Source organism: Pseudomonas sp. CFBP13508 (assembly GCF_005233515.1).
In the GTDB taxonomy this organism is placed as follows: domain Bacteria; phylum Pseudomonadota; class Gammaproteobacteria; order Pseudomonadales; family Pseudomonadaceae; genus Aquipseudomonas; species Aquipseudomonas mercuritolerans.
Map to the genome: position 1 here is coordinate 28597 of NZ_QFZZ01000002.1, position 26233 is coordinate 54829.

A 26233-nucleotide genomic window follows, 5' to 3' on the forward strand; every position below is an offset into this window, starting at 1 on the left:
TGTTTCCGCTATCAGAGAAGACCTCCATGGGTGCCTGGCTTAGCAATATCTCGCTGAAATACAAATTCTGGGCGGTCAACGCGGTCGCCTTTGTCACCACCCTGCTGCTGGTGCTGTACGCCGTACATCTTGAACAACAGGCCCGCAACGAAGCCGCGCAGGCTTCCGCGCAGGCGCAGGCGCAGTTGCTCAAGGCCTGGCCGCCCGGGCAACCGTTGCCCAAATCCGCGCAAGTGTTGACCTTCAAGCGCGGTGAAGCGCCGCGTCTCAATGATCAACCGCTGCTGGAAATCAGCGGCAGCAACGGCTGGAACGCCATCAATGCAATGCCGCTGTTCGGCGACAGCCCGTTGATGGGCGCCGAAGTGTTCAGCCGTGCCGACGGCGAACAAGTAGCGGTCATCGCCTATGCCCCGAGCCTGAGTCAGGTGTTCAGCGAGCGTTTCGCCAACTATGCGCTGGCGGTCTTCGTCCTGATGCTGGCGATGCTCGGTGCCTCGCAATTGTTGATCCGCTTTTTGCTCAGCCAGCTGAACACGTTGAAAGACGTGATGCTGCACGTTGAAAAAACCGGCGATCTTTCGGCTCGTGTGCCGCTGGTGGGCAAGGACGAAGTCGGCCAGATGGCCAATGCCTTCAACGCCATGCAGGCCGGTTATCAACGCGTCGTGACCACCGTTGCCAGCACCGCGCGACAACTGGATGACGGCGCTGCGCGGCTGGCCTCGAGCATGAACGATGTGCGCCACGGCATGCTCGGCCAGCAAAGCGAAACCGATCAGGCCGCCACCGCGATCAACGAAATGACCGCCACCGTTTATCACATCGCGCAACACGCCGGCGCTACTCGTGACCTGTCGAAAACCGCCGATGGCCTCGCCGGCAGCGGTCAGCAAGTGGTGGCGCGGGTGCAGCAGTCGATTGCCGGCTTGTCCAGCGGCGTGCAGCAGACGGCAGAAATGATTCAACGCCTGGCCGAGGACAGCCAGAAGATCAACGGCGTGGTCAGCGTGATTCACAGCATTGCCGAACAGACCAATCTGCTCGCGCTCAACGCGGCGATCGAAGCGGCCCGCGCCGGGGAGATGGGTCGCGGCTTTGCCGTGGTTGCCGATGAAGTGCGCAACCTCGCCAAGCGCGTGCAGGCGTCGACTGACGAGATCACCGGCATGATCGCCGCGTTGCAGGCCGGCACCCGCGATGCGGTGGATTTCATGCAGGAGAGTTCATACAAGGCCGACGACTGCGTGCAGCAGGCCCAGGAGGCTGGCGCGGCGCTGGCGGAAATCACCGGAGCGGTGGCGCAGATGCGCGAAAGCAACACGCAGATTGCCGTCGCGGCGGAACAGCAGAGTCAGGTTGCCGAGGAGATGAACCGGGCGGTGGTGAGTATTCGTGATGTGACCGAGAACACCGTGCAGCAGACGGTGGATTCGGCGACGACGAGTAGTGAGTTGGCGACGTTGGCCGGGGCGTTGAACAAGGCGATAGGTCAGTTGAAATTGTGAGTCCGCTTTCGCGAGCAGGCTCGCTCCCACATGCACCATTGAATCAATGTGGGAGCGAGCCTGCTCGCGAAGGCGTCAGAGGCACCTACATCGAATCCTGCGATGACGGCTATCACTTCAATAGCCAACCTTGATTCGCCGCCCTCCGCGCCCGGGCCTATTCTTCAAGCATGTGTTCAACATGGATCGAGGAGTAGCAAACATGGGCAAACGTCAACCCAACCTTCCCGCGTGGCAATGGCGCGCGTACCCGGGCAATCATCAGCACCCGACCAATCTGGTCCTGCATCTGATTGCCGTGCCGCTGTTCATCGTGGCGTTTCTGCTGATCGTGTCGGGGGTGTTCAGCCTGAGTCTGGCCAGCGTCGCCATCGGCGTGATCGGGATTGTCGCGGCGCTGGGTCTGCAGCGCCACGGTCACGGCCTGGAGGCGCAAGCCTCCGAGCCGTTCAGTGATCGCAAAGATGCCGTGTCACGTTTGCTGGTCGAGCAGTTTCTGACCTTTCCGCGGTTCTTTCTCAGCGGTGGCTGGTGGCGCGCCTGGCGTGAGCGCCACCGTCGGCATTGAGTCACGCGAAAATCGTCACGGTCTGCCGACTCATGGCAATCAACTCTCCCTTCGCGTTCCACAGCTTCGCGGCGACATGGCCGTAGCCGTCGGCTGCGTATTCGATGTCGGCCAGGTATTGGCACCAGTCCAGCGTGCTCAAGTCGTGTAACGGCTGCACGAATTCTATGGTCCAGGTCAGCGTGCTACCCGGCGCCGGTTTCTTCAGATACGGCAACAGCGCCGGAGGCCAGGCATCCACCAGCGCCAGCAGATGCGCCTCGTTGACCGGCTCCTCTTTGACATCCCCACGCAACCGCACCCAGCCGCCCATCAAGCGCGATGCCGTGTTGGAGAACGGAATACCGCCGACGCTCCAGCGCATCGCCAGATGGCGCATGAATTCCGGGGTCACGCCTTTGATGTACGGCAGCTCCTGGCACTCGTCCCAGTGTTTCATGGTGGGCGCCGGATAGGCTTCGACGGCGACTTCCGAAGGCCGCGAGGCACCGAAGCTGCCCTGAATGATCGTCACCACCTGACCATTCTGCATGGCGCGGCCCAACACCTGGCTGACCGCTTTGCCTTCACGCAGCACATCGACTTCGAAAGTCACCGGCACTTCCGGCTCGACCGGGCCGACAAAGGTAATCGCCAGCGAACGCACCGGGCGCTCCGCCGGCACCCTGGCACGCATGACTTCAAATTGCAGCGCAGCCACCAGCCCGCCAAAACTGGCGCGGCCCTGCCCCCATTCGGCGGGGATGATCACTTCAGGTCGTTGGCGGACAGCATCGAGCAGATCGCAAAAGCGCATGGCAACCTCGGAAAGCGAAAAAAGGAATGCAGGGATCTTAACCAGCCAAGGACGGCGGCGCAGCGTCTATTCCGGTCAAATGCGCTGACAGATAGGCCTTGGCGCGTTTCAATTTCGCCACAAACCCTTGTAGGAGCTGTCGAGTGAAACGAGGCTGCGATCTTTGATCTTGATCTAAAAAAACAAGATCAAAAGATCGCAGCCTCGTTTCACTCGACAGCTCCTACAGGAGGACGTGGCGATATCAGGATTTGAAACACGTAGCGCTGAGCTTCTCCAGCACTTGATCGGCCTTCAGCTCTGCCTTGATCAACCCCGCCTGCCAGGTAGCCACGCACGGTTGCAGATCGGCTTCCTGCTCGGCGCGGGCCAGCCATTGCCAGCAATCGTGCCAATCGCCCAGTGCGCCTTGCGCCGATTTCAGGCGTTTGTAAGCCGGTTTCGGCAAGCGATCCAGCTCGGGATAGGCTTCGATGCCATAGCGCACGCGCTTGATCAGCAGGCGCAGACGATGGCGGTCATGGGCAGGATCGTGCAGCGCCGCGTCGAGCTTCTGCCATTGTTTGCCCAAGCGTTTTTCAATGCGTTTATCCAGATCCTTGAGCAGCCCCTGACGCTGGGACGCGCGCAAAAATCGTGGAAACGCGTCGAGAATCATCAGCAGCGAAGCCAGTTCCGCACTCGCCGCCAGCGCCGGATACGCCTCGGCCATTTGCGCCAGACGCCGCTGCGCAGCCTCAGGTTGGTCATGCTCAAGCAGATACGCCGCCAACACCTCGCGGTCACGCCACGGTGTGGTCAGATCGCCAACTGCCGAGGCCGCCGCCTCCAATTGCTCGACACCCGGCAAGCCGCGCAACGGCCGCAACAGGCTGCGCAGGCGCCGCACCGTAGTGCGCAAATCATGCAACGCCTCGGGATCAGTGCGCGCAGTCAAGCGCGCCTGACATGCCAGCAGCCGCACATCCAGGCTCAACACATGAGCCACCAAGCGATCGATCATGGGGGTCTACTCCGTAGACAGCTGCAAGCTTCAAGTTGCAAGCTGCAAGCTGAACGGGGTCGCTTTGAGCTTGCCGCTTGCAGCTTGAAACTCGCAGCTGCTGTTAGCGTCCTGCGCGGGATTCGCGGATGTAGAAGCGGGCTTTCTCGGCTTTCTTGCTGCAGCCTTCGAAGCCTTCGAATTGTTGCTGGGTCTTGGCGGCAGTCAGCAGCGACAGTGCTTTGGAATAGCTGACGGTGCCGGCGAAACCTTCAGCCTTGGCCAGGTCCAGCTCGTGCCAGGCCGCGTCGAGTTGGCTGCCGCAGCTGTCGCGGTACGCGGTTTTGCCGGCACAACCGGCCAGAACCAGAGCCATCAACGGTACACAGATCCAGGCTTTCATCACTCACACCTCAAGGTAGGTCAACAGTCGTGCAGGTAAGACGGCCAAGCGGCGAAAAAGTGCCTCGCAGACAGGTCAAACCACGTGGCGCAGAGCATAGCGCGCAAGCGTGCGTCGCGAGCGAAAAACGACGTCACCGCTTCGCGCAACGACCTTGGCGATTGAGCCGCTTGGCCGATGCGTGCATTGTGCAGGCTTGTCGGGAGGAAGTTTGATGAAAAAGCGTGTCGCACTGGTGCTGGGCTCCGGTGGCGCCCGGGGCTATGCCCATATCGGCGTTATCGAAGAAATTGAAAAACGCGGCTACGACATCGCCTGCATTGCCGGTTGTTCGATGGGCGCGGTGGTCGGCGGGATCTATGCCGCCGGCAAACTGGATGAGTACCGGCGCTGGATCGAAAGCCTTGATTACCTCGACGTGCTGCGCCTGGTCGATGTGAGTTTCCGTCTCGGCGCGATTCGCGGTGAAAAGGTCTTCGGGCAGATCCGCAAGATCGTCGGCGAGATCAACATCGAAGACCTGCGCATCCCCTACACCGCCGTCGCCGCCGACCTGACCAATCAGCAGGAAATCTGGTTTCAGGAGGGCTGCCTGCACCAGGCCATGCGCGCCTCGGCGGCGATTCCCAGCCTGTTTACCCCAGTGATGCAGGGCAACCGCATGCTGGTCGACGGCGGCATTCTCAATCCGTTGCCGATCGTTCCGGTGGTGTCGAGCCACTGCGACCTGATCATCGCGGTCAACCTCAACGCCACCAATCAGCGGCAGTACAAATTGCCGGTGATCGAGCGGCCAGCGGCGTTCCGTTCGCGCTTCGACAGTCTGATCAAATCCATGGGTTCGAAGTTGCCATTCCGGCGTAAACAGGCCGAGCAATTGTTGAAGCTGGAGCAGGAAGCCCTGCGCGCCGAGGCAGCGGAGATCAATCCGTGGCTCGAAGGCGTCGAACCGGAAAGCCAGCAACCGGCCGCCGCTCCGGAACGTGAAGGCGCACCGAAATCCGCCACTGGCTCGTTCATCATCGATAACGTCGGGCCAGCGTCGTTGCTGGATCTGATCAACCAGAGTTTCGAGGTGATGCAGACCTCACTGGCGCAGTACAAGATCGCCGGGTATCCGCCGGACATCCTGATCAACGTGCCGAAGCGGGTGTGCCGGTTTTTCGAGTTCTACAAGGCGCCGGAGTTGATTGCGCTGGGCAGACAGATTGCCAGTGATACGCTGGATCGGTATGAGCAGGAGCAGGGTTGAACTGATCCGGATTTTTCGGAGTATTTGATGGCCTCTTCGCGAGCAGGCTCGCTCCCACATTTGAAATGCATTCCCCTGTGGGAGCGAGCCTGCTCGCGAAGGCGTCAGATCAGCCAGCTTCACTCAACAACCGATACCCAACCCCCGCCTCAGTCACAATAAACCGTGGCCGGGTCGGGTCATCCGCCAGTTTCTGCCGCAGATGTCCGACCACGATGCGCAGGTAATGACTGTCCTCGGTGTGCGTCGGCCCCCAGATATCCTTGAGCAATTGCTGCTGGGTGATTACCCGCCCCGGATGCCGCGCCAGTTGCGCGAGCACCGCGTATTCCTTGCGGGTCAGGGCGACTTCGGCGCCGTCAAGCAGCACCCGCCGATAGGCCAGATCCACAGTCAACGGGCCGAAACTCAGCGCCGCCGGCTGCGCCTCGCCCGCCGGTGCCTGGCGCAACAACGCGCGGACCCGGGCGAGAAATTCCTGAATGCCGAACGGTTTGGTCACGTAGTCATTGGCGCCGCCATCCAGCGCTTCAACCTTCTGCCCTTCACTGGCGCGCACCGATAGCACCAGCACTGGCGTGCTCGCCCATTCGCGCAATTCGCGCAGGACCCGCTGACCGTCCATGTCCGGCAACCCGAGGTCGAGCACCACCAGGTCCGGTTTGCTCAGCGCGGCTTGTGCCAGGCCTTCAGCGCCGGTGCCGGCTTCAAGCACTTTGTAGCCTTGTGAAGCGAGGCTGATGCGCAGGAATTTGCGGATCTGCGGTTCGTCGTCGATGACCAAAATGGTCGCGGTCTGGCTCATGAATTCACATCAACACAAAAGAGTGGCAAGAGAGTAGCGCAGTCGACTTCAAGCTTCACCGTCCATCCCCGGCTGCGCCTGCAACGGCAAGTGCAAGGTAATGCAGGTGCCGCGCCCGTCGATGCCGTCAGCCACGGAAATACGCCCGCCGTGTGCGCCGACCATGCCCTGACAGATCGCCAGCCCCAGCCCCGTGCCCTGCCCGCCGCGATCACCGCGCGCGGCGGTGTAGAACATGTCGAAAATCTTCGCTCGGTCCTCTTCGGGAATCCCCGGGCCTTCATCGCTGACCGCAAAGAAAATCTCCTGCTCATCGGCGCCGGCACGCAATTGCAGGCGACCGTGGCTGGGCGAAAATCGCGCGGCGTTTTCCAGCACGTTAACCAGCGCCTGCTCGATCAACGCCGCGTGCACATAGAGCAACGGCAGCTCGGCCGGCACTTCGGTGCTGACCTGCAGCGGCGCCAGCACGGCGCGCAGGCGATTGAGCGAACTGCCGACGATATCGGCCGGCGATACCCAGTCCCGCGCCAGCTTCAAGGCGCCGTGGCCGAGGCGAGTCATGTCGAGCAGGTTCTGAATGTAGCGGTCGAGGCGTTCGGCTTCGTCGCGGGTGCCTTCGAGCAGCTCGCGGCGATCCTCCAGCGGAATCGCTTCGCCGAGGGCGAACAGGCTGTCGATGCTGCCGCGCATGGCCGTCAGCGGCGTGCGCAAATCGTGGGACACCGAAGCCAGCAAGGCGCTGCGCAACTGTTCGGTTTCGCCGTGCAGACGCGCCGCTTCGAGGTCATCGGCCAATTGCGCGCGGGCCAGGGCTTGCGCCAGCGGCTGGCTCAGCGCGGTGAGCAAACGTCGGCGCTGACCGCTCAAGCTCTGGCCTTCCTTGGCGCAAACACCGAGCAATGCCAGTGGCCCGTCCTCGACCGACAACGGCCACCACCACCAACGCCCCAGCGGCAACGTGCCGGTGCCCTTGCCCGCCGGTTGATCGTGTTGCCAGGCCCAATCGGCAGCGGCACGTTCGGCCTCGGTGAATTGCAGTGGCCCGCCGGTTTCGACTTTCCAGCCGCCCTGCCCGTCGCGGTTGAGCAGGCACAATTGCACATCGCTCCAGCCTTCGAGGTGCTGCGCGGCGGCGCTGACCACGGCTTGGCGATCAGTCGCGGCGGTGAGTTTGCGCGACAGGTCGAGCAGTTCGCTGGTCTCTTCCTGGGTATCGCGCAAGGCCTGCAACTGCCGACGCTGACGCGCCGCGAGGTTGCCGGTGAGGGCCGCCATCAACAGGAAGAACAGCAGCGTCAGCACGTCTTCTTCGCGCTGAATGCTGAACGAGAAATTCGGTGGGATAAACAGAAAATCGTAGGTGAGAAACGACAGCGCCGCACAGGCCAGCGCCGGGCCGAGGCTGCTGCGCACCGCCACCAGCAACACCGCCGCGAGAAACACCAGCGAGATGTTCGGCAGCGGCAACACGCTCGACACCGCCCAGGCCAACGCGCTGGCCAACAACGTCGCGATCAGCGCCAGCGCGTAGTCGAACCACACCAGCGTCACTGGATTGCGCGGGCGCGGTTGATGCTGTTCGTGGTCACTGTCGAGCACGTTGATTTCCAGACCGTGAGCCTGACGCAGCAGGCGCGCCGCCAGACCACCGCCGAACAGGCGACGGCGCAAGCGTGGCCGCGACTGGCCGACCAGCAACAGACTGGCGCGGCGCTCGGCGGCGTGTTGGATCAGGGTCTTCGCCACCTCGCCGGCACGCAACAGCACCACTTCGCCACCGAGGCGTTCGGCCAGTTGCTGGGCGCTTTGCAGGCGCAACCGCGATTGCTCATCCCGCGCACTGCCGTTGTCGACATGCACCAGACTCCACGGCAGATGCCGGCGCTGGGCGACGCGGCTGGCGTGACGCACCAGCCGTTCGGCCTGCGCATCGCCATCGATGCCGACCAACAAACGCCCGCGCACCGCCGGAGCGGCCTGGCCGAGTTGGCGATAGCCTTGGGCGAGATCGTTGTCGACCTGCGCGGCGGCGGTCTGCATCGCCAGTTCGCGCAGGGCGGTGAGATTGGTCTGGGTGAAAAAAGCGTCGATCGCAGCGCGGGCCTGTTCCGGCACGTAGACCTTGCCTTCGCGCAGACGCTCAAGCAATTCACGCGGCGGCAAGTCGATCAGCAGCAGCTCGAAAGCTTCCTGCAACACCCAGTCCGGCAGGGTTTCGCGCACCTGCACGCCAGTGATGCCGCGCACCTGATCATTCAGGCTTTCCAGGTGCTGGACGTTGACCGTGGTGAACACGTCGATGCCGGCGGCGAGCAGTTCCTGAATGTCTTGCCAGCGCTTGGCGTGACGACTGCCGGGGGCGTTGCTGTGGGCCAGTTCATCCACAAGCACAAGCTTCGGCTTGGCGGCGAGAATGCCGTCTAGGTCCATTTCTTCGAGCAGCACGCCACGGTATTCGCTGCGCACCAGCGGTTGCTGTGGCAAGCCGCCGAGCAAGGCTTCGGTTTCGGCACGGCCATGGGTTTCGACCACGCCGGCGAGGACTTTCACGCCTTGGCGCAGCTGCGTGTGCGCGGCCTGAAGCATGGCGTAGGTCTTGCCGACCCCGGGCGCCGCGCCGAGAAAAACCTTGAGCCGGCCACGGCCATCGCGGGGCAGGTCTGCTAACAATGCGTCGGCGCGGCCGGAGTCGCTCATGCTGGGGATGCTCTCTTTCTTCTGATGTTTATGCGGTGATTGTCAGGGCGCCTTCGCGAGCAGGCTCGCTCCCACATGGATATGCATTCCAAAGGTGGGAGCGAGCCTGCTCGCGAATGGCCGCGCCGCCGATTACAGGTTTTGCAGTGCCAGGTTCAGCTCCAGCACATTCACCACCGGCGGCCCCACCAGCGGTTGTTCGATGTGCTTATCGAGCAATTGCTGCAAGGTCGACACCGGCAGGTTGCGCGCCGCCGCGACACGCGCCAGTTGATAGGCAATTGCCGCCGGTGGCAAGTGCGGATCGAGGCCGCTGGCGGAGGTGGTCAGCAAGGCCAATGGCACCGGCCCCTGCCCAGCGACTTGTTGTTTTTGCGCGTCTTCGATCACGCGGGTCGCCAGGGCCGGATTGCTTGGCGCGAGGTTGCTGGCGCCGCTGGCGACCGTGGCAAAAGCCCCGGCGGAGGGCCGTGGGTGGAACCAGTTGTCGCCGCTGAAATCCTGGGCGATCAGCGCCGAGCCGCGGACTTTGCCGTCGGCGTCGTGGATCAGGCTGCCGTTGGCCTGAGCCGGGAAAGCGACTTGGGCGATGCCGGTGACCGCGAGTGGGTAGGCGACGCCGGTGATCAGGGTCATCAGCGCCAACAGGGTCAGGGCCGGGCGTATCATTGTGGACATTTCAAGATCCTCGAATTCGTTGGACAAACTTTTGCGCGGTGTCAGGGAGATCTTTTCCCCCTCACCCCAGCCCTCTCCCCCAAGGGGGCGAGTGGGAAAGGGAGCCGATCTTCATGCTGTTCAAGACCTGAGTTCGGCTCGGAATTTCAGGTCGGCGAGCCTCGCACAAACACCTCGGTCAGTCCGCTACGGTGATTGGCTTTCCAATCGCGCATTCACCTCGGTATCCCAAGTCGGCGTACCTCTCGCAAACACCTCGGTCAGTCCCCTCTCCCTCTGGGAGAGGGTTAGGGTGAGGGGCTCTTTTCAGCCTTACACCAGATGCAACGCCATAAGCAGCATGTCGATCACCTTGATCCCCACGAACGGCACGACAATCCCGCCGACGCCATAGATCAGCAGATTGCGCCGCAGCAACGCCGCCGCACTCGCCGCCTGCACCCGCACGCCGCGCAATGCCAGTGGAATCAGCACAACGATGATCAGCGCGTTGAAGACGATGGCCGAGAGAATCGCGCTCTGCGGACTGCTCAGATGCATGATGTTCAGCACGCCCAACTGCGGGTAAATCGAGGCGAACAGCGCCGGCAGAATCGCGAAGTATTTGGCGATGTCGTTGGCGATGGAAAAGGTCGTCAGCGCGCAACGGGTCACCAGCAATTCCTTGCCGATCTGCACCACGTCGAGCAGCTTGGTCGGGTCGCTGTCGAGGTCGACCATATTCGCCGCCTCGCGCGCCGCTTGCGTGCCATCGTTCATCGCCATGCCAACGTCGGCCTGAGCCAGCGCCGGGGCATCGTTGGCGCCGTCGCCGCACATGGCGACCAGGCGACCGTCGTTCTGCTCGTGACGGATGCGCGCGAGTTTCTTCTCCGGCGTGGCTTCGGCGAGCACATCGTCGACGCCCGCTTCAGCGGCGATCGCAGCAGCGGTCAGCGGGTTGTCGCCGGTGACCATCACCGTGCGAATTCCCAGTTTGCGCAACTCGGCAAAACGCTCGCGGATGCCTGGCTTGACCACGTCCTTGAGATGGATCGCGCCAAGCAATCTGCCGTCAGCGCAGACCAGCAACGGCGTGCCGCCGCTCTGGGCAATCCTGTCGATCTCGCGCGCCAGCGCCGGGGCCAGATCGCTACGTTGCTGACCGAGAAACGCCAGCAGCGAATCCACCGCCCCTTTGCGATACACGCGGCCCTGATAATCGACGCCGGACAAGCGGGTTTCCGCGCTGAACGGCACGGCGGTCAGGGTTTCCGGGGCCGGCTCCGGTTGCGGATGCAGGCCACGAAGGAACTCGACGATCGACTTGCCTTCAGCGGTTTCGTCGGCCAGCGAAGCAAACAACGCGCCTTCGGCCAGCTCACGGCCGGTCACACCCGGCGCGGCATACACCGCGCTGCAACGACGGTTGCCGAAGGTGATGGTGCCGGTCTTGTCGAGTAACAGCACGTGCACGTCACCCGCCGCTTCCACTGCGCGACCGGATTTGGCGATCACGTTGAGACGCACCAGCCGATCCATCCCGGCGATACCGATGGCCGACAGCAGACCGCCGATGGTCGTCGGGATCAGCGTGACCAATAACGCCACGAGGAACACCAGCGGCAGGCTGCCGTTGGCGAAATGCGCGAACGGTTGCAGGGTGACGACCACCAGCAGAAAGATCAGGGTCAGGCCGATCAGCAGGATATCCAGCGCGACTTCGTTCGGGGTCTTCTGACGCTTGGCGCCTTCGACCAGGGCGATCATGCGGTCGAGGGTCGATTCACCGGGGTTGGTGGTGATCTTCACCACCAGCCAGTCGGAGACCAACCGCGTGTTGCCGGTGACGGCCGAGCGGTCGCCGCCGGACTCACGGATCACCGGCGCCGATTCGCCAGTGATCGCCGCTTCGTTGACCGCCGCAATACCTTCGATGACTTCGCCGTCACCGGGGATCATTTCCCCGGCTTCGACTCGCACCACATCGCCCTTGCGCAGATTGGCGGCGGGGACAATCTTGAAGCTGCCATCAGCCTGACGGCAGCGGGCGCTGAGGCCTTCGCTGCCGGCCTTGAGGCTGTCGGCGCGGGCCTTGCCACGACCTTCGGCCAGGGCCTCGGCGAAGTTGGCGAACAGCACGGTGAACCACAGCCACAGAGCGATTTGCGCGGCGACGAAGGTCGGCACGTCGGCATCCGGAAGGAAGCACAGCACGGTGGTGAAAATCGCCGTCAGTTCGACCACCAGCATCACTGGCGAACGTGCCAGTTGCCTTGGGTCGAGCTTGACGAAGGCTTGCACCAGCGCCGGGCGCCACAGGGCCGAGATCGCGGTTTTGGCTTGTTCCGGCGCTTTGACGGCGGCGGGTTTGATTGCAGGCATATTCATGATGGATTCCTTAGAAGCCCATACTTAAATGTTCGGCGACAGGACCGAGCGCCAGCGTCGGCAAGAACGTCAGGCCGCCCACCAGCAAAATGGTCACGGTCAACAGGGTCACGAACAGCGGGCCGTGAGTCGGGAAGCTGTTCTGGCCGACCGGTGCGCTTTTCTTCATCGCCAGGCTACCGGCCAGTGCCAGCACCGGCAGGATGTAGCCGAAGCGGCCGATCAACATGCCCAGGCCGAGCATCAGGTTGTGGAACGGCGTGTTCGCGCTGAGGCCACCGAATGCCGAGCCGTTGTTGGCGCTGGCCGAGGTGTAGGCGTAGAGCAACTGACTGAAACCGTGCGCGCCGGGGTTGCTGATGGTTGCCGCAGCGCTGGGAACCGTGGCGGCAATCGCGCCGAGCACCAGCACGCCGACGGGCATCACCAACAAGGTTACGACCAACAATTGCACCTCACGCGCTTGAAGCTTCTTGCCGAGGTATTCCGGCGTCCGACCGATCATCAGACCGGCGAGGAACACCGCGATCAGCACGTTGAGCAACATGCCGTAGAGCCCGGCGCCGACACCGCCGAAGATCACTTCGCCGACCATCATGTTGACCAGCGCGACCATGCCGCTCAGCGGGTTGAGGCTGTCGTGCATGCCGTTGACCGAACCGTTCGACGCCGCCGTGGTAGTCACCGACCACAGCACCGTCGCGGTAGTACCGAAGCGCGCTTCCTTGCCTTCCAGCGGTGCAGTCTGTTCAACGGCAGCGTTGTTCAGGGTCGGATTCGGCTGATATTCGGCCCACAACGACGTCGCGCCGCCGATCAGGAACAACGCCAACATGCAGGCGATGATCGCCCGGCTCTGACGCAGGTCCTTGACGTAGTGGCCGAAGGTGAACACCAGCGCCACCGGGATCAGGATGATCGAAGCGACTTCGAACAGGTTGCTCCACGCGGTCGGGTTCTCAAACGGATGCGCCGAGTTGACGCCGAAGAAACCACCACCGTTGGTGCCCAGCTGCTTGATCGCAATCTGGCTGGCGGCCGGGCCGAGCGGGATCACTTGATCGACACCCTGCAGCGTCACGGCATTCACATACTGCGCGAAGGTTTGCGGCACGCCCTGCCAGACCAGATACAGCGCCAGCAGCAGGCACAGCGGCAGCAGGCCATAGAGGGTGGCGCGGGTCATGTCGACCCAGAAGTTGCCGAGGGTCTGCGCCGACTTACGGCCAATGCCACGACACAGCGCGACCAGCACAGCGAGGCCGGTGGCGGCGCTGACGAAGTTCTGCACGGTGAGACCGACCATCTGGCTCAGATAGCTGAGGGTCGCTTCGCCACTGTAAGACTGCCAGTTGGTGTTGGTCATGAAACTGACCGCGGTATTGAACGCCTGGGTCCATTCCTGGCCCGGCAGGTTCTGCGGGTTCAGCGGCAGGTGATCCTGGAACAACAGGATGGCGAACAGCAGCAGGAAACCGGCAAGGTTGAACGCCAGCAGCGCCAGCGTGTACTTCTGCCAGCTCTGCTCTGCCTGCGCATCGACGCCGGCAAGACGATAGCAACCGCGCTCGACCGGGCCGAGAATCGGCGTCAGCCAGGTGCGCTGGCCCTCCATCACCTTGTAATAGAAGCGCCCAAGGAACGGCGCCGGCAGCAGGACCAGCGCAAAAAACCCGAGGATCAGCCAATAGTCATAACTGTGCATAGCCGCTCCTAGTTCCGGTCCGCGCGCAACAGCGCAACCAACAGATAAATGAACAGCCCCACTGCCAACAGCAGTGACACCCCATCCAGAACGCTCATGGAAGATCTCCGTGTAACGGCGTATTGCCGTGTGTGCAGCGATTGTCGGGAAGGAGGCTGTAAAGGAGCGAGAGCGAGGCGCGGTGTGGGTCATAAAGAAAGCGTAAAGAGTGGGTTTATGCGGGCTTTACGGCTGAGTTTCGTGGTGTTTGGGCTGGCGCCTTCGCGAGCAGGCTCGCTCCCACAGGGGCAACGCATTTCAAAATGTGGGAGCGAGCCTGCTCGCGAAGACGGCATCACCGACAACATCGCACCCAACTGGCGCACAAAAAGCAGCTATCCCCACACGAACATCCCCGATACGACAGCTTTGAACTCATTACGACTTGTTTCAGCGTAGTGGCACGCCCACTGCACACGCCCTCCCCGAGCTTTCCAACCATTGCGGGAGCAAGCGCATGAACACACAACTCAAACCCACGCTGGGCACGTTGCACCTGTGGGGCATTGCCGTGGGGCTGGTGATTTCCGGGGAATATTTCGGCTGGAGTTACGGCTGGGGTGTCGCCGGTACGCTGGGTTTCCTGGTGACCTCATTCATGGTCGCGACCATGTACACCTGCTTCATTTTCAGCTTCACCGAACTGACCACCGCCATTCCCCATGCCGGCGGGCCGTTTGCCTACAGCCGTCGCGCCTTTGGCGAAAAAGGTGGATTGATCGCAGGCCTCGCCACACTGATCGAATTCGTTTTCGCCCCGCCGGCGATTGCTTTAGCGATTGGCGCTTACTTGAATGTGCAGTTTCCGGCGCTCGACCCGAAACACGCAGCGGTCGGCGCGTATATCGTATTCATGGGCCTGAACATTCTCGGGGTGAAACTGGCCGCGACGTTCGAGCTGATCGTCTGCGTGCTGGCGGTGGCTGAGTTGCTGGTGTTCATGGGCGTGGTCGCACCGGCGTTCAGCTTCAGCAACTTCGCCCTGAATGGCTGGGCCGGTTCCGACGTCTTCGGCGCGCCGGCGATTGCCGGGATGTTCGCGGCGATTCCCTTCGCGATCTGGTTCTTCCTCGCCATCGAAGGCGCCGCCATGGCCGCCGAAGAAGCCAAGGACCCGAAACGCACGATCCCAAAAGCCTACATCAGCGGCATCCTGACCCTGGTGCTGTTGGCCATGGGCGTGATGTTCTTCGCGGGCGGCGTCGGCGACTGGCGCACCTTATCCAACATCAACGACCCACTGCCGCAGGCGATGAAAACCGTGGTCGGTGACAACTCCGGCTGGCTGCACATGCTGGTCTGGATCGGCCTGTTCGGCCTGGTCGCCAGTTTCCACGGCATCATCCTCGGCTACTCACGACAATTCTTCGCCCTCGCCCGCGCCGGTTACCTGCCCGCCTCATTGGCAAAACTGTCACGCTTCCAGACCCCGCACCGCGCAATCATCGCTGGCGGCCTGATCGGCATCGCCGCGATCTACAGCGACGGCCTGATCAACCTCGGCGGCATGACACTCACTGCCGCGATGATCACCATGGCCGTGTTCGGCGCGATCGTGATGTACATCATGAGCATGCTCAGCCTGTTCAAACTGCGTAAATCGGAACCGAATCTGGAACGTACTTTCCGCGCGCCTTGTTATCCGCTGGTTCCGCTGATCGCGTTGGTGCTGGCGGTGGTTTGCCTGGTGGCGATGGCGTGGTTCAACACGTTGATCGGGCTGATTTTCCTTGGCTTCATGGCGGTCGGGTTCTGTTACTTCATGCTGACTGGACAACTGCGCGCCGATGCGCCGGCGGATGCCATGCTCACAGGCCTGTAACGACCCGCCCCCTGTAGGAGCTGACGAGTGAAACGAGGCTGCGATCTTTGCTTTTCAAGATCAAAAGATCGCAGCCTTCGGCAGCGCCTACAGTAATTTCGGATGCACCGGCTGCAAGCGGCCTAGAATGGAACCACCGCGAAGTCGTTTCGCTCAAAGGTGGTATGCAGCATCGCACGGCGAAGTCCTCGCCCGTCGAGCTGCCATTAAGGAGAGCCGTTATGCCCTGGTATGCCTGGTTGATTCTGGTCGTTGCGATCGGCTCGATTGTCGGCGGATTGATGATGTTGCGCGACACCGCCAACAAGGTCGAACTGACCGATGAAGAACGCAAGCGCGTCGCACAGCGCAATGCCGAAGCGGATGCCAAGGATGCACAAGACCGCTGATACCAACCCCGCCGCAATGGCGGGGTTTGTTTTTTCAGCACAATCGGACTTACCCGCAGGCTGTTTAGATTTTAGAAGTACAGTCACCATTTAATCTTCCGTGGTTAAGATGGCAGCATCGTCGCGGAGAGCTCCACATGCGTTACTCGCCAGATCACAAAGCCCAGACCCATCAACGCATCATCAAGGAAGCTTCCGCCCGATTTCGCAAGGACGGTATCGGCGCCACCGGCTTGCAGCCTTTGATGAAAGCCCTGGGCTTGACCCATGGCGGTTTCTACTCGCACTTCAAATCCAAGGAAGAACTGGTCGAAAAAGCCCTGCAAGAGGCCGGCGAGCAAGTCGCGGGCCTGTGCGAAGAAATCTTCGCGCAGGAAAACCCTCTGCAAGTGTTCATCGACACCTACCTGTCAGAGTGGCATCAGACCTCGCCCCACGAAGGCTGCCCACTGCTGACCATTTCCTCCGAGCTGGGCCTGCGCGGCCAGCCAAGCCCTACCAGCGACGAAGTCCTCAATGCTCGCCTCGAACAAATTCAGGGCACGCTCAAAGGCGAGAACATCGGCGATCGCAGCATTGTCATCATGGCGACTCTGGCCGGTGCACTGCTGCTGTCACGCAGCGTCGCGGATGCTGACTTCGCCCAACGCATCCTCGACGTCACCCGCGAACATCTCAAGCAATCGAGCGATTAACCTTCCCAGCGCTTGAACAACACGCTCGCATTGACCCCGCCAAAACCGAAGCCGTTGGACAACGCATATTCGATCGCCATCGACCGCGCCTCGCCATGGACAATGTCCACCCCTTGGCTCGCTGGATCCGGGTTTTCAAAGTTGAGCGTTGGTGGCACCACCTGATCACGAATCGCCAGCAGCGTGAAAATCGCCTCCAGCCCACCGGCCGCGCCGAGCAAATGACCGGTAGCGGATTTGGTCGACGTTACGGCGATCTTGTTCTGCGTGCCAAACAACGCCTTGATCGCCGCCAACTCGCCCAGGTCACCGACCGGCGTCGACGTCGCATGTGCGTTGAGATGCTGCACCTGCTCCGGCGTCACACCGCCCTGAGCCAGTGCCAATTGCATCGCCCGGCGTGCGCCACTGCCGTCTTCCGGCCCGGCGGTCAGATGGTAGGCATCGGCGGTGGTGCCGTAGCCAACCAGTTCGGCCAACGGTTTCGCACCGCGTGCCAAGGCATGCTCCAGTGATTCGATGACCAACAGACCGGCGCCCTCGCCCATTACGAAGCCATCGCGCCCGCTATCGAAAGGACGTGAGGCTTTCTCAGGAGTGTCGTTGTAACCGCTGGACAGCGCCCGCGCGGCGGCGAAACCGGCGAGACTGACGCGATCGATCGAAGCTTCAGCACCGCCACATACGGCGATGTCCGCCTCCCCCGCCCTGATCAACCGTGCTGCATCGCCGATCGCCTGAACGCCAGCGGCACATGCGGTAACCGGTGCGCCCAACGGCCCTTTGAGACCATGCTGGATCGACACATGACCGGCCGCGAGATTGACCAGAAACGATGGAATGGTGAACGGCGACAACCGCCGAGGGCCACGGCTGTCGGTGGTACGCACCGCATCGGCAATCGCACCGAAACCGCCCACTCCCGAGCCGATGATCGTCGCAGTGCGCTCTTGGCTTTCAGCGTCCGCTGGATGCCAGCCGGCCTGCTCCAGCGCCTGCCGCGCCGCTTCCATGGCGAACATGATGAAGCGATCCATCTTCTTCTGTTCCTTGGGCGGCGTCGCACGATCCGGATCAAATCCGGCCTCGGCATCCTCCTCCGCCGTCGGCACACTGCCGCCGACCCGGGTCGGCAGATCAGCCACAACCGCATCTGGCAGGTTGCGCAACCCGGAACGACCGGCCAGCAAACGCTGCCAGACGATTTCAACATCACTGCCCAAGGGTGAAACCAGGCCCATGCCCGTGACGACGACTCGACGTTGGTTCATACCGTGGTTACCCCTTATCAATTCAAAATTCGACGTGCATCGGTGTGCTGCGATTCGGCTGCTGAATCAGTCCCGAACGAAATTATTATAGGCATAATCAAAGCACAATATGATACCCGTAATTTTCAGCGTTCAGGCATCCACCCGATCAGCACCCAATAAAAAGGCCGGTCAATGACCGGCCTCTCGGCGTTGAACTGTCAGCTTAGTTCACTTCCAGCTTTTCACGATTGCGATCCAGAATCGCCTTGCCAATCCCCTTCACTTCGAGCAACTCATCCACCGACGCAAACGGCCCGTTTGTATCCCGATACGCAACAATCGCCTGTGCCTTCGCCTCCCCCACACCCGCCAACTCCTTCTGCAACGTCGCCGCATCCGCGCCGTTGAGATCGACCTTGGCGGTCTGCGATGGCGTCGCTGCATCCATGAGTAAAGGCGTCTTGGTGGCCTCCGACGGCGCTACAGGGGCGGCAATCGCAGCGATCGAGGCGCTGGTGAGGAAGGCAAAGATCAGCGAGTAAAAATAACCGGTACGCATAAGTGACGCTCCTTGAGATAAGTCAGAAAGCAGCTTTCCTGAGCTGCTCCCTCAAACCTAGGCGATGTGAAGGTACTGTCAAAAATGTGTCTGTTGCAGGATGTGAATTTTTCGATCAGAACTGATCTGTCAGCCGGGCTATTGAGGGATAGCGTGCAGAGATTTGAAAAAGAGTCATTTACGCTTCCCGCCGCTCGGGGGATTTCAAAATCTTGACCGGTTCCTAGCGAACTTTGTGCATCACAGATGAACTACTTCAATGCGACGGGTCGAGCCGACTCGTGTCCATGCGGAGGATTCCGGCGACGCCTTGTGCAAGTTCACCAGATTGGCTGGTACTTATCAGGCGATCTGAAAGTAGCGCTAAAGCACCCTCGCTTGATTAGCCTGCGTGCTATCTGATAATGTCGCCAGTTCAAGAAATACTTTGAGCTGCGAATAAATTCGTAGGCGGGTCTATAGCTCGGGATACTCGGGCAGTCGCGAACTACCCAATGAGCACACTCCCCCACCATGGGTGGATAAACTTCGTCATCGCAGCCTCAAGGCTGTGCAACACAAGAAAAACATCGAAATGAATAAGCTACTAGATATTAACCGCCACACGCTGATGGGTTGTGTGGGGGTGCTTTTCATGGTGCTCTGGTTCTCTTTTAGTTTCAATCATGGGGAAAGAATTCAGCACAACAATGGACTGGGCTGGGATGGTGCAGCCTATGCCGACTGGGCGCAGCGCGACTCAATGGAGGTGCTCAGCAGCCGCAAGGTGTCTGAATATTATATCGGACGCTTGCTGCCCTCCATTATTGTCCATAACACGTCAAAATTATTTGGCTACGACATCAGCTCCACCCCTCGAGTAATACATGCCTTTTACTTACTGAATGTCAGCTTGCTTATCGTTGCAGCTGGACTGCTTATTTTGATCGGCCGACACTATCAATGGCGCACGCCCATTTATTTTCTGGGTTTTAGCGCGTTATTTTTCAATTATCCAGTATTAACCAACCTGTCCTATAATCCAACTTTGACGGACATGTCCGGATACGTTTTAGGCTTGGGGATTTTTTATGCTTACATTAAAAACCGCTTCGCGCTTTTAGTTGTACTCAGCTTTCTCTGCTGTTTTGTATGGCCCACCATGCTTTATGGAGCGTTGCCGATGATTATGCTGGGGCGGGCTCGCATCGCCAAACGCCCCCCCTCGCTGCATAGCCATATACTCGCTTTACTGGTTGGCGTTTCTCTACTTGTACTCGCAGCCTACCTCTATGCTAACGGCCTGCGGCAATCGGACGGCACCACGACTTTCAAAGCTGAGATCCTTCCACTTAGTGTGATTCTGTTTCTCACCTACATCTATCTGGCCTTGAGGCCGATGGTTGACGTGCCATCGTATTTGCAGGCATGCAGGCACATCAAGGTAATTCCCGTCATTGTGGGCATTCTGATGTACGTGTTTGTCAAAGTGATCGTCACGCACTTTTCCGACCAGACACCCGGTCCACTCACGATTACCAGTTACCTCGGCCTGTTTACTCAGGCATCCTTATCCAATCCGCTGATAAATGTTGTCGCACACACTATGCACTATGGCCCTTTTTATATGATCGCCATATTGCTCTGGCCACGGATTGCTGCGCAGGCAAAAGAGGAAGGCCTGGGTCTCTGTGTGTTCCTTGGATTGTTCGCATTTTTATCGATAGGCTCCGAATCACGTCAGTTCCTGAACGCCTGGCCCGCGCTTGCGATGCTGACATGTCAGACGCTGAACAAGTTGGGCGACGAACATAAGATCGACTGGTGGTTTACCTATATTATCGCCGGTATGGGACTCATCCTTTCCAGGTTCTGGCTGAGTATCAATGTCGGCCCTTGGACGGGTAACTTCCAGGCGTTTCCTGATCAAATGCTCTACATGTATTCTGGCCCCTGGATCTCTCACCAGATGTACGGCGTTTTTCTCGCAGTAACGCTCCTTTGCTTCATGACTTTACTGACATTACTACGCCAACCAACGGGCTCAGCCCTGTGCACACTGAAACAGGACGCATGAACCGATGAAAACACTGTCTATCGTAGTACCCGTCTATTTCAATGAAGGCTCGCTGCCAGATCTATTCAACAAGCTCCTATATATTGAGGACTTGCTAAAGCAACAAGACATGTTACTGGAATTGATATTTATCGATGATGGCTCTCAAGATAACTCCCTAATGTTGCTTAAGCAGTTTTTAATTGCACGCCCCGGTACGAAAGTCATCAAACTGAGCCGCAATTTCGGCGCCATCAGCGCAGTTAAAACCGGCCTTAACTATATAACCGGGGATTGTTTTCTGTTTTTAGCTGCGGACCTTCAAGATCCGCCTGAATTGATTCCAGAGATGATAAACCGCTGGAAAAACGGCACTAAATACATCATTTGCGAACGTACTGATCGACAAGACCCACTTGGGTCAAAGATTTTTTCGGCTATTTACTACAAGCTCTTGCGCAAATTTGTCATGGCCAGTTATCCGAAAAACGGTTTCGATCTGGCACTCATGGATGCGCAACTACTTCCTTACCTCAAGGATAGCGGCAAGCATATTAACTTCCCGCTCTTTCCCTATTGGCTGGGATTCACTCCGGAAAAGATACCTTACGTACGCGTCGCTCGCGAACACGGAAAGTCCAGATGGACGTTCGGTAAAAAATGGAAGCTTCTCATTGACTCCATCTTCTCTTTCTCCTTTGCTCCAGTAAGGCTCATTTCCGCAATAGGCTTGATCGTGTCGCTTGGTAGCTTTGCATACGGCACGGTAGTCGTGCTCAGCGCCTTGTTCGGCAAGGTCGACGTACCGGGCTTCGCAACCCTCGCTACACTCGTATCCTTCCTGCTGGGTCTGATCATCGTAATGCTCGGCGTGATGAGCGAATACATCTGGAGGATTTTCGATGAGGTCAACAGACACCCTCATGCAGTTATTGAAGAAGAAATTCTTTAACGTAGAGTTTATTAAATTTCTGATCGTCGGCTCGATCAATACTGGAGCCGGGTATATCTTCTATCTGGCGTTCATTCAGGTGATGGCATATACCTACGCGTATTCTCTCTCCTATGCGTTGAGCGTAGTCGTTTCATATGTGTTGAATGCTCGTATCGTTTTTAACGAACCGCTCTCGTTGAAAAAATTGCTCGCGTTTCCACTCGTGTATATCGTCCAGTACATAACTGGATTGTGTCTGGTATACATCGCTGTCGAAAAGCTCTCCGCCCCCCCTGTGCTGGCACCGCTCCTCGTTGTTATCGTGACTCTTCCCTTAACCTTCCTGATCGCACGACTGATTGTGAAATAGTGCCAAATTCAGTTTTCAGTAAAAAGCAAAAGGGGCCGGTAATCACCGGCCCCAAGTGCGAAGGTTTGTAGCTGACTTCGAAACGCTTATGCCAATCACTCCAGTGATGCGCCCAAGCCTGAAATTATGGATACGATCAAGGTTCGAGGCGACGCTGCTGATAAATCCAGTCGACTATTTCACCATCCGGGGTATAGCCACTTACAGTCTCGCGCAGCAGTTGGCGAACACGCGAATAGTCATCTTGTTCAACTGCTGACAGTAGATCCACCAAGCGAACCTTCAGCACATCCCAAGCAAGGTGATCCTCATCGGCGGTCATGATCATTGGGTGTGGAGTTACCGAAACATTTTCTCCGATCAGCAACTCTTCGTAGAGCTTCTCACCTGGACGCAAACCGGTGAACTCTATGGAGATATCACCGTGCGGATTTTTGTCCGAGCGGATGCTTAGCCCCGACAGATGGATCATCTTTTCCGCAAGCTCGACAATTCTCACCGGCTCGCCCATATCCAAAACAAATACGTCGCCTCCCTGCCCCATTGACCCGGCCTGTATCACCAGCTGAGCCGCTTCAGGGATGGTCATGAAGTAGCGAGTGATCCTGGGATGAGTAACAGTGAGCGGCCCCCCCGACTTGATCTGACTATGGAAGAGCGGAATTACCGAACCGGATGATCCCAAGACATTACCGAAACGAACCATAGTGAAGCGTGTTTTATTAACACGGGAAACATTGATCTTATCGCCAAACAAAACAGGCGCTATCTCGCGACTGAGCGCTTGAAGTATCAACTCGGCGAGTCGCTTGGTGCTCCCCATTACATTCGTCGGCCGCACAGCTTTGTCGGTGGATATCAAGACGAAGTTGGCGACTCCTGACTGCAACGCCGCTTGTGCAGTATTCAGGGTTCCTATCACATTATTCAACACGCCTTCAGCTATGTTGTGCTCAACCATTGGCACATGCTTGTAGGCTGCAGCGTGGTAGACCGTGTCAACCGACCAGGTACTCATTACGTCAAGCAGTTTTTCTTTATGACGGATAGACCCAAGGATCGGCAGTAACTGCACTGGTGATGACTCGCGATTACTGCGATGCTCGAGTTCAGACAGGATGCTATAGAGATTGAATTCACTGTGTTCGAATAGTAGCAGCGTAGTGGGACCAAGCGCGAAGATCTGTCGGCACAGTTCGGACCCGATCGAACCGCCAGCCCCTGTAACCATGACAGTCTTGCCACGAATACAGCGCTCCAACAGCTCCGGTTGAGCCGGCACAGAATCGCGCCCCAATAAGTCAGCGATGTCCACTTCGCGGATATCCTCGACTTTTACCCGACCGCTCGCCAAATCAGTAAAGTTGGGAACGCTGCGTACATGCAGGGGAAAACCTTCGAGGAGATTGAGAATTTCCCGCCGTCGCGCGCGGGTGGAGGAAGGCAAGGCAAGAAGTATCTCCTGAGCACCGGTAACATCAATCATCTGCTGAATACGTTTCGGCTTATAGACCTGCAAACCGGAAATCGAACGATCAGCAATGCTGGGATCATCGTCGATGAATGCAACCGGTCGCATGACTCGACCCATGCGCAATGCCGCGACCAGCTGGTTGCCTGCAACTCCAGCTCCGTAAATGGCAACCTTGGTCAAGCCGTCATCACGATTTGTAAACGGAACGTGTTGAGCAGCGGTGAACCAGTCACCCATGAAATATTGGCGCATAAACAAACGCAGACCACCAATGATGACCAGGCTGAGCCACCAGTAGTTGAAAATCACCGACCTTGGGACTACTGACTCATGATTGCTGTACCAGTAAACAATCAACGCCAAGATAAGCGAGGAAAGGCTGACCGCCTTGATGATCGCGATCAGTGCGTCATTGCCGAAATAACGCATGACCGCTCGGTACATGCCAAATCGTATAAAAAGGGGAATCGCAACCAAAGGTGCGCAGATAAACAGCCAGATATGGACTTTCAGCGGATTGATCATTTCATCAATCCCTAAACGCACCATAAACGCCATCCATAAGGCCACCCAAACAAGAATCACGTCCGTGAACACTTGGATCGACCGCTTCTGCCGACGCGGGAGCCCTAGCAAAAATTTTCTCAGCCTGACCACATAGCCTTGCTCCAAAGCGCCCTACTCCCTTGTTTGAACTCATTTGAGCCCATTGTACGTAGGTAGGCATCGTCCTAACAGGAAAAAACGATATAACTAATACCTGCGAACAGGCATGCCGCCGTGCTGCACCCGTGTGTGCGTACAGCGACTGCAACACGCTGTATACATAAGTGAGTGATGCAGCGTTGAACCGCAGGCCGCTCCGCGCCTAGTGCCCGCTAGAATCAGGGCACGGCGAAAAGCCAATAATCAAAGGCCGTTTCGGACGCCTCGCGGCGCGACGTTGGTGAGCCATCAGAAAGCTGGAATAGGGACGTTTGGGATTCCACGCGCAAAACAATGGGCGAGCATGCCCTTCATTCCGCCATCCGGCACACTGCATCCTTATGACGCACGGAAAATTGCGCCTTCCCGGCTAAGTACTGACCTGGTATCACGTGCAGGCTCCCACCCTAACACGCGCTGAGCATGCGAGCTGTCCACTTCCAGCGATCCACAGAGTTGCTGATAGAGCGCCTTCTTGCCCACAAGTGAACTCATGACTTTCAGCAATACTGGTGGAACAGGTAACTGCATGCATTGCTTACTCATGCCTTCCGCGAGAGCACGAACCATATCGTTCGTTGACAACACCGGCTCATCAGCTACGAGAAAAAGCTGCCCTGCCGCTTTTGGGTGCTCTGCCGCAAGCGCAATGAACTTACACAGGCTCGTTACACTGATAATACTGCGTCTGTTAGTAACGAGACCGAACGGCATGGGCATGCCTGTGGCGACCAGCTTCAATAAACGACGAAAATTGCCGGGCGCGTGGGCGCCATAAACGAGTGGCGGGCGAATCACCACCAGATCGGTGGGGGCATCTTCAAGTAGCGTGGTTAGTTCAAGCTCAGCCTCGTACTTGGCGATTGCGTAAGGAGCATGAGGTGCCGGCAGTGACAGCTCCGAGAAAGCCTCACCTCGAGTTTCGTTTCCGTTAACACCAATAGAGCTGATGAATATAAAGCGCTGAACACCTCGCAAAACGCAGGCCTCAGCCAAGTGCACAGAGGCATCTCGATTCACTTTACGGAAAGCTTCCAGAGGATCCTGCTCGTGCGAGTTTAAAACATGAGCCCTGCCCGCCAGATGGATAACACAATTCATTCCCGCGAGACGATCCGACCAGGCCTCAATATTGTCCAGATCTCCCAGCACGACGTCGCCGCAAGCGAAGTCTGGCGGCTTGCGATGCAGCGTCACCACCTCATGCCCATCACCCAATAGCATCATGCATAGATTTTTTCCAATGAAGCCGGAGGCCCCCGTTACAAAAATTTTCACACCCGCTCCTTAGCCAGGTTACGAATGCGCCATCACCGACGCATCGTTTCTCAGTCTTTACCTATTCGCCGCAGGCACGCAGCCAGCAAACCGACAAGCAGACCGGTGATCAAGCCCAAAACTATTACGGGGACCTGCCTTGGGAATACAGGACTGGAAGAGGGGTAGACCGAAACCAGTTGCGTTGGCACGTAACCCAATGCGTATTCGTATCGACGCAGGGCGGTCTCAATTTGGTTGATGGCTTCACGATGAGCAACGTACACAGCCACTTGCTCCGCTATGCCGCTCTCGCTGTGCAGCGCATCCAAGTGAGTCTGTCTTGACTTTTTAAGATCAGCCACCATCTGCGAAAGTCGCTCACGACCAGGCAGACTCAGGGCATCCTGTTGCTGTCGAATCATGTCGAAAACGCTCTCAGCGCACTTCGACGCAAGCTCTGCACTACGCCCCCGTACATTGACGGTCAAAAAGGCTGGTTGCCCCTCGGCTGTGTAGCGAGCTTCCTTGATCATCTTCAGTCTTGACTCAGGTGAGTCCTGGAGACCACACGCGCTCAACACTTCTCTGGAATATGCAGCAGGCGTATTCAGTCGAGCAATCACCAGCGTTGCAGACTCCACTTGGTTTGGAATAGGTATGCCATCACCATCGAGTCCGCGGTTTTCTGCCATCTTTACGATTGCTGACGCGTCATACTCAACCGGTGTGAGGGCAAGATAAGCAGCAGCGCTCAGCAGCCCCAGCACGATGCCTGCAGTGATAAACTTCCAGCCTTGCGCCAAAAATTTCATTAATGAAAGAAATGTAAAAGCTTCCGCATTATTTTTTACTTCGTGTTCATGCATACAAGGTCACTCGCATAAGTTTAAGTTGGGCCATATGCCCTTCACGATAAAAACTCGACTTCGCA

23 protein-coding genes are annotated in these 26233 nt (G+C 58.6%); 9 read left to right on the forward strand and 14 right to left on the reverse strand.

The genetic code is table 11. The features are described from left to right. The first annotated feature begins 26 nt into the window (after positions 1-26). Together PspCFBP13508_RS04610 and PspCFBP13508_RS04615 are read left to right on the forward strand one after the other, a co-directional pair. Positions 27-1508 carry a methyl-accepting chemotaxis protein gene (locus PspCFBP13508_RS04610; protein WP_137213823.1) on the forward strand — a complete coding sequence of 494 codons (1482 nt, stop codon included), beginning with the start codon at positions 27-29 and terminating at the stop codon, positions 1506-1508. Positions 1509-1710: 202 nt separating this feature from the next. Further along, complete coding sequence (locus tag PspCFBP13508_RS04615; RefSeq protein ID WP_137213824.1) at positions 1711-2076, forward strand: Mpo1-like protein; 366 nt, start codon at positions 1711-1713, stop codon at positions 2074-2076. A gap of 1 nt (position 2077) precedes the next feature. On the opposite strand, the gene PspCFBP13508_RS04620 is transcribed toward PspCFBP13508_RS04615, so the two are convergent. The 3 genes from PspCFBP13508_RS04620 to PspCFBP13508_RS04630 all read right to left on the reverse strand — a co-directional run bounded on the left by PspCFBP13508_RS04620 (position 2078) and on the right by PspCFBP13508_RS04630 (position 4257). Continuing rightward, on the reverse strand, positions 2078-2872 hold the full coding sequence (locus PspCFBP13508_RS04620) for a thioesterase family protein (protein WP_137213825.1): 795 nt from the start codon (positions 2870-2872) through the stop codon (positions 2078-2080). 244 nt (positions 2873-3116) lie between these two features. Beyond that, complete coding sequence (locus tag PspCFBP13508_RS04625) at positions 3117-3875, reverse strand: CHAD domain-containing protein (protein WP_122700144.1); 759 nt, start codon at positions 3873-3875, stop codon at positions 3117-3119. A 103-nt stretch (positions 3876-3978) separates the two neighbouring features. Further along, positions 3979-4257, reverse strand: a complete 279-nt coding sequence (locus PspCFBP13508_RS04630) for a hypothetical protein (protein WP_016770894.1) — start codon at positions 4255-4257, stop codon at positions 3979-3981. Between the two features lie 214 nt (positions 4258-4471). Between PspCFBP13508_RS04630 and PspCFBP13508_RS04635 the strand changes: the two genes are divergently transcribed. Beyond that, positions 4472-5509 (forward strand): patatin-like phospholipase family protein, encoded by a 1038-nt coding sequence (locus PspCFBP13508_RS04635; protein WP_071173138.1) that lies wholly within the window; start codon positions 4472-4474, stop codon positions 5507-5509. A 109-nt stretch (positions 5510-5618) separates the two neighbouring features. On the opposite strand, the gene PspCFBP13508_RS04640 is transcribed toward PspCFBP13508_RS04635, so the two are convergent. From PspCFBP13508_RS04640 to kdpF, 6 genes are all read right to left on the reverse strand, one after another. Beyond that, positions 5619-6314 carry a response regulator gene (locus PspCFBP13508_RS04640; RefSeq protein WP_137213826.1) on the reverse strand — a complete coding sequence of 232 codons (696 nt, stop codon included), beginning with the start codon at positions 6312-6314 and terminating at the stop codon, positions 5619-5621. Between the two features lie 48 nt (positions 6315-6362). Then, the gene (locus tag PspCFBP13508_RS04645) at positions 6363-9014 is read right to left on the reverse strand and encodes a sensor histidine kinase KdpD (protein ID WP_137213827.1); all 2652 of its coding nucleotides are present in this window, start codon (positions 9012-9014) and stop codon (positions 6363-6365) included. 132 nt (positions 9015-9146) lie between these two features. Next, positions 9147-9692: a potassium-transporting ATPase subunit KdpC gene (gene kdpC / locus PspCFBP13508_RS04650; RefSeq protein WP_041478316.1), complete on the reverse strand. Its 546-nt coding sequence runs from the start codon at positions 9690-9692 to the stop codon at positions 9147-9149. A gap of 312 nt (positions 9693-10004) precedes the next feature. Beyond that, positions 10005-12062, reverse strand: a complete 2058-nt coding sequence (gene kdpB / locus PspCFBP13508_RS04655) for a potassium-transporting ATPase subunit KdpB (protein ID WP_137213828.1) — start codon at positions 12060-12062, stop codon at positions 10005-10007. A gap of 10 nt (positions 12063-12072) precedes the next feature. Next, positions 12073-13767: a potassium-transporting ATPase subunit KdpA gene (gene kdpA / locus PspCFBP13508_RS04660; RefSeq protein WP_122611495.1), complete on the reverse strand. Its 1695-nt coding sequence runs from the start codon at positions 13765-13767 to the stop codon at positions 12073-12075. 8 nt (positions 13768-13775) lie between these two features. After that, entirely contained in the window at positions 13776-13865 is a 90-nt protein-coding gene (gene kdpF, locus PspCFBP13508_RS04665; protein WP_007899818.1) for a K(+)-transporting ATPase subunit F, read from the reverse strand. 398 nt (positions 13866-14263) lie between these two features. On the opposite strand from kdpF, the gene eat reads away from it, so the two are divergent. From eat to PspCFBP13508_RS04680, 3 genes are all read left to right on the forward strand, one after another. Next, positions 14264-15628 (forward strand): ethanolamine permease, encoded by a 1365-nt coding sequence (eat, locus tag PspCFBP13508_RS04670; RefSeq protein WP_016770900.1) that lies wholly within the window; start codon positions 14264-14266, stop codon positions 15626-15628. A 221-nt stretch (positions 15629-15849) separates the two neighbouring features. Continuing rightward, entirely contained in the window at positions 15850-16017 is a 168-nt protein-coding gene (locus PspCFBP13508_RS04675) for a DUF2897 family protein (protein ID WP_016770901.1), read from the forward strand. Between the two features lie 137 nt (positions 16018-16154). Further along, positions 16155-16712: a TetR/AcrR family transcriptional regulator gene (locus PspCFBP13508_RS04680; protein ID WP_122603621.1), complete on the forward strand. Its 558-nt coding sequence runs from the start codon at positions 16155-16157 to the stop codon at positions 16710-16712. Here the strand turns inward: PspCFBP13508_RS04680 and fabF are convergent. Together fabF and PspCFBP13508_RS04690 are read right to left on the reverse strand one after the other, a co-directional pair. Continuing rightward, positions 16709-17983 (reverse strand): beta-ketoacyl-ACP synthase II, encoded by a 1275-nt coding sequence (fabF, locus tag PspCFBP13508_RS04685; RefSeq protein ID WP_130910026.1) that lies wholly within the window; start codon positions 17981-17983, stop codon positions 16709-16711. The two genes, PspCFBP13508_RS04680 and fabF, sit on opposite strands and share 4 nt — an antisense overlap. A 205-nt stretch (positions 17984-18188) precedes the next feature. Next, the gene (locus PspCFBP13508_RS04690; protein WP_137213829.1) at positions 18189-18524 is read right to left on the reverse strand and encodes a helix-hairpin-helix domain-containing protein; all 336 of its coding nucleotides are present in this window, start codon (positions 18522-18524) and stop codon (positions 18189-18191) included. A gap of 574 nt (positions 18525-19098) precedes the next feature. On the opposite strand from PspCFBP13508_RS04690, the gene PspCFBP13508_RS04695 reads away from it, so the two are divergent. From PspCFBP13508_RS04695 to PspCFBP13508_RS04705, 3 genes are read left to right on the forward strand one after another with little or no spacing between them, the layout of a single operon-like run. Then, positions 19099-20580: a hypothetical protein gene (locus tag PspCFBP13508_RS04695; protein WP_137213830.1), complete on the forward strand. Its 1482-nt coding sequence runs from the start codon at positions 19099-19101 to the stop codon at positions 20578-20580. A gap of 4 nt (positions 20581-20584) precedes the next feature. Beyond that, positions 20585-21511, forward strand: a complete 927-nt coding sequence (locus tag PspCFBP13508_RS04700) for a glycosyltransferase family 2 protein (RefSeq protein ID WP_137213831.1) — start codon at positions 20585-20587, stop codon at positions 21509-21511. After that, positions 21483-21863, forward strand: a complete 381-nt coding sequence (locus PspCFBP13508_RS04705) for a GtrA family protein (protein ID WP_241669498.1) — start codon at positions 21483-21485, stop codon at positions 21861-21863. The genes PspCFBP13508_RS04700 and PspCFBP13508_RS04705 overlap by 29 nt, the downstream gene beginning before the upstream one ends. Before the next feature lie 136 nt (positions 21864-21999). Here the strand turns inward: PspCFBP13508_RS04705 and PspCFBP13508_RS04710 are convergent, their stop codons facing one another. The 3 genes from PspCFBP13508_RS04710 to PspCFBP13508_RS04720 form a co-directional block, all read right to left on the reverse strand. After that, entirely contained in the window at positions 22000-23994 is a 1995-nt protein-coding gene (locus PspCFBP13508_RS04710; protein ID WP_137214177.1) for a nucleoside-diphosphate sugar epimerase/dehydratase, read from the reverse strand. Between the two features lie 387 nt (positions 23995-24381). Further along, entirely contained in the window at positions 24382-25320 is a 939-nt protein-coding gene (locus tag PspCFBP13508_RS04715) for an NAD-dependent epimerase/dehydratase family protein (RefSeq protein WP_137213833.1), read from the reverse strand. Positions 25321-25370: 50 nt separating this feature from the next. Continuing rightward, the gene (locus PspCFBP13508_RS04720; RefSeq protein WP_137213834.1) at positions 25371-26168 is read right to left on the reverse strand and encodes a hypothetical protein; all 798 of its coding nucleotides are present in this window, start codon (positions 26166-26168) and stop codon (positions 25371-25373) included. Positions 26169-26233: the final 65 nt, after the last annotated feature.